Consider the following 13,601-nt stretch of genomic DNA (forward strand, 5'->3'; position numbering starts at 1 on the left):
TTTTTCAAATCCATTGATTTGGACTGAAGCAGCTCTTTCATTCTTATGCCATTATCATTCCTTTTTAAAAATCAGGGAGATTTAGTGTTTAAAACACCTTCTTAGAATAATATTGATCTTTCTTCTTAAAATATAAACATCCGCCAAATAAGGTCCGATATTTAAACACAATTGCTTAAATTCCAATAGAATACATAACATCTAACCCAAAAACCAATGAAAAAAATTTTAGCAGAATTTATTGGAACCCTATGGCTGGTCCTAGGGGGATGTGGTAGTGCCGTTTTAGCGGCCGGTTTCCCAGAACTGGGAATTGGATTTGTAGGAGTTGCCTTTGCTTTTGGTCTGACAGTTGTGACCATGGCCTATGCCATCGGACACATCAGTGGTTGTCATTTAAACCCTGCCGTGTCTGTGGGACTTTGGATTGGGGGAAGGTTTGATAGCAAAGATTTAGTCCCTTACATTATTGCCCAAGTTTTGGGAGGGCTGGCAGGAGCAGCAATTCTATACACCATAGCTACCGGTAAAGCGGGTGTAGATTTGGGTGGTTTTGCTTCCAATGGATTTGCAGAAGCTTCACCTGGAGGTTATTCGATGATGTCTGCTTTGGTTACTGAGGTCGTTATGACATTCTTTTTCTTGATCGTGATTTTAGGAGCCACTCATCCAAAAGCACCTGCAGGATTTGGAGGCCTTGCAATCGGATTAGCTTTGGTATTGATCCATTTGATTTCGATTCCAGTGACTAATACTTCTGTAAATCCTGCAAGAAGTACGAGCCAAGCAATCTTTGCAGGAGGCATTTATTTACAACAATTATGGCTATTCTGGGTTGCACCTATATTAGGCGCTGCTTTAGCAGGAATTGTATATAAATTTCTATCCCCTAATGAATAAATTAGGGAAAATTTAAATATTTGTAGACTATTTTATCTTTTATCAAACCAATCTAAAAATGAGGTATTTAAAAATTCTTTCTCTTGTTTTGTTTTTTGGGATGGCAGCATCATTAGAAAGCAATGCACAAGAACTGGGATTAAGGTTCGGAAATTTCTATGGAAATAACGTCGCAGTCGACGGAGTTTTTGCATTAGGAGAATTCAGCAGAGTTCATGGAGACGTAAGTTTTGGGCGAGGAGTAGGAATTGACCTATTGTGGAACCCAATTTACAAGCCAGTTAGCACAAGTGATTTTAATTGGTATGCGGGCTTTGGACCCTCCCTTTACATTGCTGATCCTTTTTCTTTGGGTGTTGCTGGAGAAATAGGAATTGAGTATGCTTTTGAAGAAGTGCCTATTGTAATCGGTGCAGATTGGAGGCCTACATTTAGATTAATAGAGGACACCGATTTCTTTGCAGATGTCTTTGGTCTCAATATTCGATGGCGATTTGGCGAAGTTCAATAATATCTAGAGCAGGAAATCCTGCTCTTTTTTTATGCTTACAAACAAAATCATTCTTTTAGAAAAGTTTCCAGGAAAAGGTGGATGGACATATGCCCGAATTCCACTAGAAATAGCCATTGAGTCTAAAGCCTTTGGAATGGTTCGTGTTCATGGGAAAATTGACGAGACAGAATTCAAAGGCAAACATCTTATGCCTCATGGAGATGGAAGTGTGTTTCTTCCAATTTCTAAATCCATTAGGAAAGAAATCGGGAAGGAGGCAGGAGATACAGTCAGGTTATCGATTTTTCTGGATTCAAGTCCCACAGAAATTCCCGAAGAACTTAAGGCATGCCTGGAAGACATTCCGTCTGGCTTAGAATCTTTTCAGAAATTATCAGATGCCTCCCAAAAGCAGTGGATTGAATATATTTTCACAAGTAAAAACGCGGATATTCAAGCCTCGCGAATCATTCAATTAATTGATCATTTAACTCCAAAAACTTAAAACTCCACGATAATACCTACTGTAGGAAGTAAAGTGCCTGCCGTATTCGTGATATATTTTAACTGATAGCGAGAAGGGTCTGTTGGATCAACCAAAATTCGTCCTGCATCATCTCTGACTGGTACTAAAAGCGGAGGCTGTTCTGCTTCATAGTTGTAGAGGTTCTGGATGTCAATGTACCAATTCAAACTCCATTTTGGGAAGAAGTATTTTTTGTCCACTCTCAGGTCCAATTGATGAAATGGATCCAATCTCAAAGCATTTATCTGGGTAAAGTCTAAAATCGGCTGTCCACGAAGATCCCAATTGCTAATCAGAGCAGATTCCTCCACATCATACGGTGTATAGGGAGTTCCTCCCAGAAACCTCCATCGAGCACCAACTTCCCAATTTTTTTCAAATCGTTTTCCAGCAGTAAGGCTCAAAATAATTTTATTGTCCCAGGCAGAAGGAACAAATCCCTCAGTATTTGGATTGGTAAATTCACTGCGAACAAGAGTTAAAGCACCAATTCCATAGAAATTATTAAATAATCGCTGCTGCGCCAAAAACTCCAATCCATATGCCTTTCCTTTTGCATTGGAAATTACCGGTTCATTCCCAATCACACCAAAATCAGCTCCTAAATTGGCTAAAGCAATCCCATTTCGGACAGAGGATGGATATTGATCGTATTTTTTATAAAATGCCTCGACGGTAAATCTTCTGTTTTTCTCAGGAGCTAAAAATTCTAAGCCGGCTATCAGTTGATTGCTTCGGATATATTTGACATCTGATTCCTGATTGACCAAAGTCCCCTCGTTGTTTCGAAATCCAAGAACCGTATAAGGTGGCTTTTGATAATAGATTCCTGCATTGGCAGTGGCAAAAAGATTGGGCTTCAACTGATAAGAGACAGAAAATCTGGGACTTATTTGGTTGAAAGGGTTTTTTGCGGTTTTTCCAAAATCAGATGCGTCCATTCTAACTCCTCCAGAAAGCAAAAGTCTTTCATCCAGAAGATATTTTGTCCCGGAAATAAAACCTCCGTATTCATTAAAGTTCGAGATGGCCTCCACGTCAATTATCTGACCTGTATTTGCTAAAGTAGCTCTATCAAAATTATTAATCAGGTATCTGGAATACTCATAATTAACCCCATATTTCAAGGTGTAACCAGATCCGAAAATACTGTTCTCAGCCCTAAATTTATTCTCGGATTCCTGTGATTTGTAGCGATAGAGAAGGTTTGATTCAAAGCTTTCATCATTTCCAAAATACTTTTCAGACTCGTTATTAAGCATGTTTCTGCTCAAAACAAATGTCCAAAAACCATTCTCTCTGAACCGCTTTAATTTCAATCCCGTGGTGTAATTCCACTGGGATTGAACAGGCAATACATCCAATAAATACAACCTGTTTTCTAAATCCTCTCCTGTCTCATCTTCAGGAATTTCTTTGTTAAGAACAAACTGATCTATTGCTCCTACACCAATAAAAGTTAGCTCAGTCTTCTCGTTTAGTTTAGTGGTTGTTTTGACTTGGAAATCGTTGAAAGTCGGAAGAAAAGGAAGCTTCAACAGTTTGAACAATCCCTGCAAATACGATCTTCTGGCAGAAAATAAATAGGTGGATTTTTCACCTAAAGGACCTTCATTAGAAAGAGTCAATTCAGAAGCCCCAACGGTCAATTGGGTCTCCATATTTTCTCGATTTCCTTCCTTCAGTTGAATTTCAAAAAATGAACTCAAGGCATCCATTCTATTGGCAGAAAAGCCACCGGCAATTAAATCAACGCTTTTGATAAGGTTTACATTAAGTAAACCAACCGGACCTCCTGAAGAACCCTGAGTCGAGAAATGGTTGATAACCGGAACTTCTATTTCATCAACAAAGAATTTGTTTTCATTCGGAGCTCCTCCTCTTATCAAAATGTCATTTCGAAAACTCGGTGTACTTGCCACGCCTGGCAAAGCCTGTATAACTTTTGAAATATCACGATTTCCCCCAGGGTACCTTTCAATCTCATTGCTATTCATTTTCCTGACTGAGAGTGGAGTCTCTTCAGATCTAGAAAACTCAGAGCTTACCACTACTTCACTCAGTTCAGAAGCATCTTCGACCAACTCAAAATCCAATTGAACCGGCTTTGCCAAAGTCACTCTGATTTCAAATCGGGTCTCAGTTTTATAGCCCACAAAACTTGCCCGCACATTGTAAAGGCCAGCTGGAACATCCGTAATCTCATAAAATCCATCTTCATCGGAAATGGCTCCGAGCTCTGTTTCAAGTACCAAGACATTGGCAAATGCAACAGGCTGACCATTGACAGGATTGGTGATTATTCCTCGGATAATTCCCTGAGAAAATGCAAAAATTGAAATAAACAGTAAGAATGCTGTTAGGTAAAACTTTTTCATGAGTCTGGGTTACTAAAACATAATTACTTCAGCCAAAAAAAGTTTCTAATTAGGTGAAATTTATGCGTGTTGTTTTTCTTTTTCTCTCCACAACCTCCACCAAGGTGTGCCTGGGGAATCATGGTGTTCATAGTGATATCCAAAAAAATAACAGGACAAAAAGGCCCATAAATGATTTTTTGATTGGGTTTTTGAATGATGCTTGTTATCACTTTCTCCTCGATGTGGAAGAAATGTACCAAAGTAAAAAAGCTGAAATGTGGATAAAACAGCAGGAAGCATCCAAAAAACAATTATGTTTTCCACAGGCAGAAAAAGCTTTAATACATTGAATGTAATAGCCATCAAAAGGATCTGCCAAATACTCAAGTACTGCTTAATAAAGCTGAAATACCACAAGAAGAAATTATCTGAATGATGGTAATCCGGATCTTTATCCGTAGCGACAAAACGATGATGCTCATGGTGTTTTGGAAAAAGCTTCCAATAGAAATTATAAGAGAAAAGTATGGCTGCAAGCACGCCAATTACATTGTTTACAACCTTATTGGATGAAACCAAACCATGCATGGCATCATGAGCAGTAATGAATAAACCGGTGTATAAATGCATTTGGACCAAAATCCCTAAATAAATCCAAGGATTGCTCCAATTGATTTCCACACCCAATAAAAATATCAGCGATAGAAACCAAACTACCATCACCCCCAAAGCAATCAGGATGCCTTTAGGATCAATAGCTTTGTTTGAAGGTATGTTTTTGGCTGCATTCATGTCGCAAGCACGCAGAGAATGATCAAAAAGTCAAGATTTTCTCTCGAACTTGTTCCATCAACCACATAGGAGTAGAAGTTGCTCCACAGATCCCTACGGTTTCATTTTCTTTAAACCAATCGGAATCAATTTGCTCAGCATTGGAAACGAAGTAGGTATTCTCATTCTTCTCTTTGCAGACATTGAAAAGCACTTTTCCATTGGAGGACTTTGTGCCACTCACAAAAATGATTTTATCAAACCTTTCTGCAAAGGCTCTGAGCTCTTTATCTCTATTCGAAACCTGACGGCAAATGGTATCATTTGTATTCACTGAAATCCCGTTTTGCCTCAAAATTTCATTGATCTCGTAAAATTTGTCTGTGCTCTTAGTGGTCTGACTATAAAGTGTAATACTCTTCGGAAGTGTCTCCAGATCTAATTCTGAGATATCCTGAAAAACCACAGCCTTATTATTTGTCTGACCCAACAAACCTATGACTTCAGCATGTCCATGCTTTCCATAGATGTAAATGGTCTCATCTTTATCAAAAGAATTCTTGATTCTGTTTTGAAGCTTCAAAACAACGGGACAGCTGGCATCAATGAGTGTAAGATTATTTTTGATCGCAAGCTCATAGGTTGAAGGGGGTTCGCCATGTGCACGAATCAAAACCTTTTGATCTCGAAGCTCTTGTAATTGTTCATGATCAATGATTTTTAACCCTTTGTTAGTCAAACGGTTAACCTCCTCATCATTGTGGACAATATCTCCCAGACAATACAAATAACCTTGCTCATCCAATATCTCCTCTGCCATCTCAATAGCATAGACTACTCCAAAGCAAAACCCTGAATGATCATCAATAATTACTTGTAGATTCTTCATAGCATTTTAACTTTCAGAGGTTTGAATTGTTTGCCGACTTCTGATACTTTCAAAGAAAGATACATTCATCAAAAGCAAAGTCAGTGAATAAATACTGTCCTCAATCGGAACAGTCCAAATACGAATGCCCAGATTTTCAGCATTGTTGTAAATCACAACTGGTTCTTCTGTGATCCCACCAGTTAGAACCCCATTACAAAGGAAGAAAGGGATCAAGTGTACCAAGTAAGCAAATAGAAACCTCCCAAGATATTTATCATTGAAAAGCAGGAAATGAATTAAAATCGCTGCTGCTCCAACGAAAAAATTGACTGAAGTGTACCATTTGTCCAAGTGCAACAATCCCATTCCAATCAAGAAAGGTACCATTACATAAACAAAAGGCTTCCCAAAGGCCTTCAAAGGATCGTTTGGAAAAAAGAAGTTTAATACTTCATAAATAAAGACACAAGCAAAGGGAACTGTAATGAAAAACAACCATTCCTCAAGTGGGAGTTCAAAGAAATAAATGCCTATTATATACCTTGGATTAAACTCCCAAACCCCAATCAAGGTGAACCAATGATCCCAAATCAGAAAAAATGCTGCAGTAATGGCAATGGCTGGGAATAATGCACTCCATTTCGAAGCAAACTTTATTTTTTGCTCAAAAGACCTGACCAAAGGAAAGGATATTGCAAAAATATTGACTCCTAAATAGAGGTATCTTTCCATATCAGGTGATTCCCAATTTGTTTACAAAATAGCTCCCTATCAAAAGCGAGATCTTTTTCGAATTCGGAATTCGGATCCTTGTATGAGTAATAGTTTCTGGCGGCAGACCCTTGATCTTATCAAATAACTTCTGGTAGTACAGGTAAGCTACTCGTACTCCTAATTTGGCTCCATTCGGCAATTGATCAATTCCTACTAGTGATTCGTCAAAATCTTTCTGAATATCCTCCTCGATCAAACCCTTGATCATGGCATCAAAATGATGAAAATCCACGCCCGGGAAATAGACTCTTCCTCTCTCTTCATAATCACTCTTGATATCCCTCAGGAAATTCACCTTTTGAAAAGCTGCACCTAACTTACAGGCAGGCCCCTTCAATCGCTCGTATTCTGCCTCATCTCCTTCGCAGAAAACCCTCAGGCACATCAGACCTACAACTTCAGCAGATCCATAAATGTATTCATGGTATTTACTATCGTCGTAAGTGGTAAAATCCAGGTCCATTTCCATGCTATGTAGAAATGCCTCGATCAATTCTTTCTCAATCTTGTATTTGTTGACAACCAACTGAAATGCATGAATAACAGGGTTCAGTGAAATTCCACTGTCAATAGCTTCGTAAGTATCTTTCTTGAAACGAGCCAGCAGTTTTTCTTTATCCTGGTTGTGAAAAGTATCTACAATTTCATCCGCATAGCGAACAAAACCATAAATCGCATAAACCGGCAAGTGGAATTTTTGATCCAGAGTTTTTATACCCAAAGTGAAGCTTGTACTGTAACGTTGGGTAATTAGTTTGCTGCACTCAAAAGTGGTTTGGTCAAATAATTCTTTCGGGTTCATCATGATTAATATATCGATTTATTGCGAATTATTTTCTTTTATTACCTCTTTCGCAACCACTTGTCCTGAAATCAGGGATGGTGGTACCCCAGGTCCTGGAACAGTCAGCTGACCTGTATAATACAAATTAGAGACTTTTTTGTTTTTGAGCGATGGCTTTAAAATTGCCGTTTGTGTGAGAGTATTTGCCAAACCATATGCATTTCCTTTGAAAGCATGGTAATCTGATTTGAAATCACTGTGAGCATAAGATCGCTTGTAAACCACATGTGATCTCACTTCCTGACCAGTGATTTGTTCCAATCTATCCATGATGATGTGGTAATACTTTTCTCTAAGCTCTTCTGAATCTTCCAGATCAGGTGCCAAAGGAATCAACAGAAACATATTTTCCATTCCTTCTGGCGCAACGGTAGGATCTGTGATAGAAGGAACTGAAGCATAAAACAGTGGTTTTTCAGGCCATCTAGGATTTTTATAAATAGCATCTGCATGAGGACCAAGCGGCTCATCAAAGAAAAGATTATGATGACGTAGGTTTTTCAGGCGCTTATCAATGCCTAAATAAAACAGCAAACTGGAAGGGGCCATCACACGCTTATCCCAATATTCTTCAGTGTAATTGCTGTAAGTTGGATTAATCAAATGCTTATCCACATGATGGTAATCAGCACCTGCTATCACCACATCTGCCTCAATTTTTTGACCGGAAATCAACCGTAGGCGTTTTGCTTTACCTTCTTCGATCTCGATTTCTTCTACTTCCGAAGAATATCGGATATTCACCCCATGCTCTTCTGCAAGTTGGACCATACCTCTGATGATTTCATGCATGCCTTTTTTAGGATACCAAGTCCCCAAAACAATGTCTGCATAATTCATTAGGCTGTAGAGGGCAGGAATATTCTCAGCAGTCTCTCCTAAAAACAAAACCGGAAATTCCATCAATCGAATAATTTTATCCGATTTGAAAAATTTACGGACATGCTTAGACATGGACTGGAATATATCCATTCGCAAAACGTCTAGTAGCAAAGAAGGAGATGTAAATTCAAAAAGAGAACGACTTGGTTTTGTAACCAAATCATGAATTCCAACTTGATATTTATAAGCTGCCTGACTTAAAAATAGCTCCAGTTGCTTAGCCGCTCCCGGCTCAATTTCCTCCAACATCTTTTTGAACTCATCCAAATCTGCAGGAATATCCAAAACATCATCTTGTCCATAGATAACCGCGTAGGATGGATCCAAACGGATCAAATCGTAATATTCGGAAGGTTTTTTCCCAAATGCAGCGAAGTAATTTTCAAAGACATCAGGCATCCAATACCAACTTGGACCCATATCAAAAGTAAACCCCTGGTGTTCGAACTTTCTAGCTCTTCCACCTGGGGAATCGTTTTTCTCTAAAATTGTAACTCGGTAATAATTAGCTGCTAAATGGGTTGCTGCTGAAAGTCCGGCAAAACCAGAGCCGATGACAACCGCATGTTTTTGAGACATAGAATCAATTTTTGTGCTTGTAAACCATCAAATCTTCTTTGAGCAGTTTACGGGCAATATGAATTCTATTCTTTACAGTTCCAATAGGGATCTGTAATTTATCAGCAATCTCATGGTATTTGAAACCTCTGAAATGCATCATAAAAGGTGTTTTGAAAACTTCATCCAGTTTATCAATTGCCTCATAAATATCGTCCAAAGCCAAATTTCCAAAAACTCCATTTTCGATCTGAACACTACTTGAATTCAAATAATGATTGTTATCTGTTGTGTCCACAAAAGTACCCCTTCTTACCATTCTTTGGTAATTGGTAATAAAGGTGTTTCTCATGATGGTATATAACCATGCCTTGAGGTTTGTGCCCTCAGCAAATTTATCCCTATTAGTATAGGCTTTTACCATTGTATCCTGCAGCAGGTCATTGGCATCATCAAGATCTCTTGTTAATTTCATAGCGAATGGCTTTAATGAAGTTGAAAGCTTGTTGAGAGAGTAGCTAAATTCTAGAGTCGTCATGGCTTCATGTTTTTGTTTAACCAAATCTAATATTCATTAAACAAAAAAACAAGTAAATTGTATGTATGTACATGAAAAAATTGTCATTTTTAATATCAATGGTCTGTTTTTCAGGTTAAAAGGTGCCTTTAAGCCATAAAAAAAGCATTTCCTCGGAAATGCTTTTGTTTAACTTTTTTTCTTTTTTGATAAACTATTTCTCAATCATCTCTTGTTCGATCTCATCTAAGGCATCTTTTATCTCTCTGATGTAATTAAACTGGTGAACATTTTTATCAAATACCATGTCCTGACCAGTCACAGAGTAACCAGAAACAAAAATTGTGGATTTTGAAAACTTCCTAGCCAGGTTATTTACATAGTCCTGTGCAAATTCAATGGAAGGTGAGGTAGTAATGACAGTCAAAATATACTCTGGCTCCAAAAGATCGTAGACAGCATCCAGATCATGCTTAGGTGTGCTTTGTCCCAGATAAATCACCTTATGCCCTTTACTCTTTATTATGTATGAGGCAAAAAGCAAAGAAATCTCATGCAGTTCCCCTTCTGGCAAAAACAAAAGGAATTTCTTCCCACCTAAACTTGGCACTTGTCCATCAATCGCTACGATGAGTTTTTGTCTTACCAAGTTTGAAATGAAGTGTTCCTGCGCAGGATTGATAGCACCTGTTTGCCAAAGCACTCCGATTTTAGAAAGGAACGGATAAATAATATTGAGCATCGTCTGCTCAAATCCCAGTTTGATGATATTCGTGGTGAGGACTTTGTCAAATCGATCCTCATCCATTTCAATCATACAAATGGTCAAAGCATGAATCTGATCGTCATGGGTCAAGGACCTATCTGTCAACTTCATCACTTCCTGCCTGACCTCATCTGGCGACATAGAGACGATTTTACTGATCTTGAAGCCATTGTCATTTAGCAAGGCCACATTCAGGATCAGTTTTAAATCCCCGTCGTCATAGTATCTGATATTTGTTTCTGTCCTCTTTGGAGTCAATAAATTATAGCGTTGCTCCCAGATTCTCAGGGTATGCGCTTTAATTCCAGATAATTGCTCCAGATCTTTAATAGAATAACTGCTCACTTTTCCTCCTCTTTAAAATATTCCTTAGGTACAACAAATAATCCAAACGAAACGGCATCATCTTTTTTATTGGTACGGTGATGGGCTTGATGCGCTCTAAATATACCCTTCAAAAAATTATTTTTTGGTTTTTGAAACCACTTTAATCTTCTGTGAATCAATACGTCATGAAGAAAGAAATACAGCATCCCATAGAGGCTGATTCCTATCCCAATCCAAAATCGATAATCTAAATTCCCGACTCCAAGAAAAATCAACAAAACTGCAATGCTTCCAAACAATAAGGAAAACAGATCATTCAGCTCAAAAGCGTATTTACTAGGCTGATGATGCGTCTTGTGAATCATCCATAAAGGTCCGTGCATTAAATACTTATGAATCGCCCATCCGGACAATTCCATGATTGCAAACCCTAAAATCGTAAAACCTATTGCTTCAATCATTTAGACGGTAACTGTTTAGCTCAAAATTTGTTTTAGCTTTTTTTCTCTACTATAGCTCTAAGGTGAAATTTAGAACAGCGAAAAAAAGAATCATGGCAATTAAAAGAAAGGCTGCCAATGGATTTGACTTTTCAAAGTTTGTTTTGCGATACAGTAAATGAATCAAAAAAGAAACTCCGAACCAGCCCAAATAGTTTTCAAAAGGGATAATATCAAATTTCCAATACCACATATCCAAGGCAGATGCCACAGGCTCCATCACATAATCAAAAGCTGTCATGGCTGTGGCTCCCATAAATGCAGCATAATAATCATTGGGGATACTCTTAGAAAAAACCGCGCCAGTTAGATAAACCAATACAAACCAGTTCACGCCGATAACCAACGGTACTTCCCACAGCATAGGACCTAAAGTCGGGCCATACACATAATCCCCAAAAAGGTAACCCGTATGAATTCCTATCAATTCTGCCCCAAAACCTATCCAGAAGGCTAATGCAGCAAATATGGGGAATAAATCAGTCCAGCCTCTGTGAAAAAATAAAACTAGGCCAAGGGTAACTAATAACTGCGCAGGGGTCAGACTTTGGAAGAAAGGTCTATAATCGGGAATGCTCAATCCAACAGCTCCTACCACATACAGTGCAACCACTATGATTTTGGCAATAAGTAAACGTTTATCCTGTGCTTCTGGGGGAGCCTGGGCGACTTTATGCATAAAAGTGGGAGCTTTGGTAGGAGTAAATTCAGATTTTCGCTTTGGGATTCCTAACTTTGAATTCTCAAATCTGTTTGCAAAAAAACAAAATTCCATCGAAACTCTCCCGATATGATCCTCTACAACATCACTTTCACGGTCAATAATGAAATCGAAGAGGATTTTGTCCAATGGATGAAAGAGACTCATATCCCGGATATTTATGCAACAGGTCTATTTTTAGAGCATAAGTTTTTCAGGCTTTTAAACAGTCCGGATGACAGTGTGACCAATTATAGCGTTCAGTTTTTTGCAGAAAACACCCAAAAGCTAATTGAATACGAAGCAAGATTTGCGCATGCCCTACGCTATGAAACCCAAGCGAGATATGGTCAGAAAGCGATTCCTTTCCGGACTTTGATGGAGCTGGTGAAATAGTTTTAGAAATCAGTTTGCAGTTACACTAATAAGCCGTAGCGGACCTATCATCAATTTTTTTGAAACCGCTAAGACCATAGAGTCTCCCGCAAAGTCGCTAGAGATGAGAAGAAATGAAGGATAGAGGAGTAACAAGCCTAACCCAAAACCCTAAGCGCTAAACCTTTGAGATTTTCACAGCCTCGAAGGATAATTAATTTTTAGATTTATTAACTAATTTTTTTGCAAGAGTTTAACTATTTTCCCCTTTAAACACTTTTGCATGCAAAGACTTTTTTTGATTTTTTGTCTGGGTTTGTTTTTCTCTTGTGAAAACTCCAAGGAGTCCAAAAATCCAGAAAATGGAAATATTTTAGAGAATCTGACTTTTTCAGTGGATACGGTCGTGATTGATGCCGGAGAAGAGATTATCAATTTAAAAAATGGGGTTAGGCTTGCTTCTGTAAATGAAAGTAAATCCCACTTTTACCTTTTTGATGATAAAGGAAGTCAAGTTCAAAAAATCTATCTGGATAAATTGGCATGGGAAGAGAACCTCCCATTTGAAAAGGAGGGCCCAAACGGCATTGGTACTGGTCGCCACTCAAAAGTAATTGTTTACTCAGAAGAGAATTTTTTATTTGTCAGTTTTCCTATTACAGGAATTTTTTCAAAAGAGGGTGGGCTATTAAAAGATCTAACTATTCGTTATGAAGATTTTAAAATAGAGGGTCAGGAAGAGGATGAGTCATTAAACCTAACTTCCCAACTTACGCTAGCGGATGACCAAAAAACTGCGTTTGCTCTACCTACAAATCTCCTCAAAGGCACCAGAAAATTGGTTAAACTTGACTTAGAGGATTCAACAGGAAAAATCCTTCCAATCCCAGCATTGGATATTGCATCGGAGTATCATATCATAAGACAGGTGGATGATATGGGGATGACAATTTATACAGAACCGATTCACATCCAGAAATTTGGTTCTGATGTTTATCTGCTTACTCAGTCAACGAATAAAATTTATCAATTCGATTTTCACACAGATTCTGTCCAACTTCATGAATTTGATTTTACCATTGTTGCCAATCAAAAAGAAATCCCGGTAAAAAATAAAGTAAAAACTGAAGAGGATTTTGCTAGCCAAATTGAAAAAGCCAAATCTCAGATCAACTTCGAGAAGTTAATTTATGATGAGCAATCAGAAACTTTTTATCGATTTGGAAGAAAAAATATACCTCAGGCAAATAAAGAGGTGCAAAAAATCCAGTCTTTCCTTTTTGCTTTTGACAAAGATCTTAACCTAATCGGAGAGACAGAATTAAAAGGGCTTGAGACTTTACCCGAATCTCCCTTCTTCAAAGATGGCAAGCTTTGGTCCTATGTCAATGTAGAGGATGAGCTGGGCTTTGCAGTATTCACCTTTGATTTTTAATT

15 protein-coding genes are annotated in these 13,601 nt (G+C 38.2%); 5 read left to right on the plus strand and 10 right to left on the minus strand.

Annotated features, from left to right (window positions below):
• The first annotated feature begins 216 nt into the window (after positions 1-216).
• From aqpZ to J0A69_RS02700, 3 genes are read left to right on the plus strand one after another with little or no spacing between them, the layout of a single operon-like run.
• A complete protein-coding gene (gene aqpZ / locus J0A69_RS02690; protein WP_206584968.1) occupies positions 217-900 on the plus strand; it encodes an aquaporin Z in 684 nt (227 codons plus the stop codon).
• Between the two features lie 58 nt (positions 901-958).
• Positions 959-1,411: an outer membrane insertion C- signal gene (locus J0A69_RS02695; protein WP_206584969.1), complete on the plus strand. Its 453-nt coding sequence runs from the start codon at positions 959-961 to the stop codon at positions 1,409-1,411.
• A gap of 31 nt (positions 1,412-1,442) precedes the next feature.
• Entirely contained in the window at positions 1,443-1,898 is a 456-nt protein-coding gene (locus J0A69_RS02700) for a YdeI/OmpD-associated family protein (RefSeq protein ID WP_206584970.1), read from the plus strand.
• On the opposite strand, the gene J0A69_RS02705 is transcribed toward J0A69_RS02700, so the two are convergent.
• The 10 genes from J0A69_RS02705 to J0A69_RS02750 form a co-directional block, all read right to left on the minus strand.
• Entirely contained in the window at positions 1,895-4,297 is a 2,403-nt protein-coding gene (locus J0A69_RS02705) for a TonB-dependent receptor (RefSeq protein ID WP_206584971.1), read from the minus strand. The two genes, J0A69_RS02700 and J0A69_RS02705, sit on opposite strands and share 4 nt — an antisense overlap.
• 60 nt (positions 4,298-4,357) lie before the next feature.
• Complete coding sequence (locus J0A69_RS02710) at positions 4,358-5,071, minus strand: fatty acid desaturase (RefSeq protein WP_206584972.1); 714 nt, start codon at positions 5,069-5,071, stop codon at positions 4,358-4,360.
• A gap of 22 nt (positions 5,072-5,093) precedes the next feature.
• Positions 5,094-5,939, minus strand: a complete 846-nt coding sequence (locus J0A69_RS02715; RefSeq protein WP_206584973.1) for a 4-hydroxy-3-methylbut-2-enyl diphosphate reductase — start codon at positions 5,937-5,939, stop codon at positions 5,094-5,096.
• 6 nt (positions 5,940-5,945) lie between these two features.
• Positions 5,946-6,653, minus strand: a complete 708-nt coding sequence (locus J0A69_RS02720; protein WP_206584974.1) for a lycopene cyclase domain-containing protein — start codon at positions 6,651-6,653, stop codon at positions 5,946-5,948.
• 1 nt (position 6,654) lies between these two features.
• Complete coding sequence (locus tag J0A69_RS02725) at positions 6,655-7,497, minus strand: phytoene/squalene synthase family protein (protein ID WP_206585782.1); 843 nt, start codon at positions 7,495-7,497, stop codon at positions 6,655-6,657.
• 18 nt (positions 7,498-7,515) lie between these two features.
• Positions 7,516-9,000, minus strand: coding sequence for a phytoene desaturase family protein (locus J0A69_RS02730; RefSeq protein ID WP_206584975.1), 1,485 nt, complete (start codon positions 8,998-9,000; stop codon positions 7,516-7,518).
• A gap of 4 nt (positions 9,001-9,004) precedes the next feature.
• Complete coding sequence (locus J0A69_RS02735; RefSeq protein ID WP_206584976.1) at positions 9,005-9,517, minus strand: RNA polymerase sigma factor; 513 nt, start codon at positions 9,515-9,517, stop codon at positions 9,005-9,007.
• A gap of 193 nt (positions 9,518-9,710) precedes the next feature.
• Positions 9,711-10,607: a MerR family transcriptional regulator gene (locus J0A69_RS02740; protein WP_206584977.1), complete on the minus strand. Its 897-nt coding sequence runs from the start codon at positions 10,605-10,607 to the stop codon at positions 9,711-9,713.
• The gene (locus tag J0A69_RS02745; RefSeq protein ID WP_206584978.1) at positions 10,604-11,050 is read right to left on the minus strand and encodes a sterol desaturase family protein; all 447 of its coding nucleotides are present in this window, start codon (positions 11,048-11,050) and stop codon (positions 10,604-10,606) included. Before J0A69_RS02745 ends, J0A69_RS02740 begins: the two co-directional genes overlap by 4 nt.
• A 49-nt stretch (positions 11,051-11,099) precedes the next feature.
• The gene (locus J0A69_RS02750; RefSeq protein WP_206584979.1) at positions 11,100-11,768 is read right to left on the minus strand and encodes a carotenoid biosynthesis protein; all 669 of its coding nucleotides are present in this window, start codon (positions 11,766-11,768) and stop codon (positions 11,100-11,102) included.
• A gap of 111 nt (positions 11,769-11,879) precedes the next feature.
• Between J0A69_RS02750 and J0A69_RS02755 the strand changes: the two genes are divergently transcribed.
• The gene (locus tag J0A69_RS02755) at positions 11,880-12,185 is read left to right on the plus strand and encodes a DUF4286 family protein (RefSeq protein WP_206584980.1); all 306 of its coding nucleotides are present in this window, start codon (positions 11,880-11,882) and stop codon (positions 12,183-12,185) included.
• A 262-nt stretch (positions 12,186-12,447) separates the two neighbouring features.
• Positions 12,448-13,599, plus strand: coding sequence for a DUF4221 family protein (locus tag J0A69_RS02760; protein ID WP_206584981.1), 1,152 nt, complete (start codon positions 12,448-12,450; stop codon positions 13,597-13,599).
• Positions 13,600-13,601: the final 2 nt, after the last annotated feature.

This window comes from Algoriphagus pacificus (assembly GCF_017254845.1).
GTDB lineage: Bacteria > Bacteroidota > Bacteroidia > Cytophagales > Cyclobacteriaceae > Algoriphagus > Algoriphagus pacificus.

Coding starts and splice junctions, on each gene's coding strand:
- aqpZ (WP_206584968.1), top strand. CDS start 217: ATGAAAAAAATTTTAGCAGAATTTATTGGAACCCTATGGCTGGTCCTA.
- J0A69_RS02695 (WP_206584969.1), top strand. CDS start 959: ATGAGGTATTTAAAAATTCTTTCTCTTGTTTTGTTTTTTGGGATGGCA.
- J0A69_RS02700 (WP_206584970.1), top strand. CDS start 1,443: ATGCTTACAAACAAAATCATTCTTTTAGAAAAGTTTCCAGGAAAAGGT.
- J0A69_RS02705 (WP_206584971.1), bottom strand. CDS start 4,297: ATGAAAAAGTTTTACCTAACAGCATTCTTACTGTTTATTTCAATTTTT.
- J0A69_RS02710 (WP_206584972.1), bottom strand. CDS start 5,071: ATGAATGCAGCCAAAAACATACCTTCAAACAAAGCTATTGATCCTAAA.
- J0A69_RS02715 (WP_206584973.1), bottom strand. CDS start 5,939: ATGAAGAATCTACAAGTAATTATTGATGATCATTCAGGGTTTTGCTTT.
- J0A69_RS02720 (WP_206584974.1), bottom strand. CDS start 6,653: ATGGAAAGATACCTCTATTTAGGAGTCAATATTTTTGCAATATCCTTT.
- J0A69_RS02725 (WP_206585782.1), bottom strand. CDS start 7,497: ATGAACCCGAAAGAATTATTTGACCAAACCACTTTTGAGTGCAGCAAA.
- J0A69_RS02730 (WP_206584975.1), bottom strand. CDS start 9,000: ATGTCTCAAAAACATGCGGTTGTCATCGGCTCTGGTTTTGCCGGACTT.
- J0A69_RS02735 (WP_206584976.1), bottom strand. CDS start 9,517: ATGACGACTCTAGAATTTAGCTACTCTCTCAACAAGCTTTCAACTTCA.
- J0A69_RS02745 (WP_206584978.1), bottom strand. CDS start 11,050: ATGATTGAAGCAATAGGTTTTACGATTTTAGGGTTTGCAATCATGGAA.
- J0A69_RS02750 (WP_206584979.1), bottom strand. CDS start 11,768: ATGCATAAAGTCGCCCAGGCTCCCCCAGAAGCACAGGATAAACGTTTA.
- J0A69_RS02755 (WP_206584980.1), top strand. CDS start 11,880: ATGATCCTCTACAACATCACTTTCACGGTCAATAATGAAATCGAAGAG.
- J0A69_RS02760 (WP_206584981.1), top strand. CDS start 12,448: ATGCAAAGACTTTTTTTGATTTTTTGTCTGGGTTTGTTTTTCTCTTGT.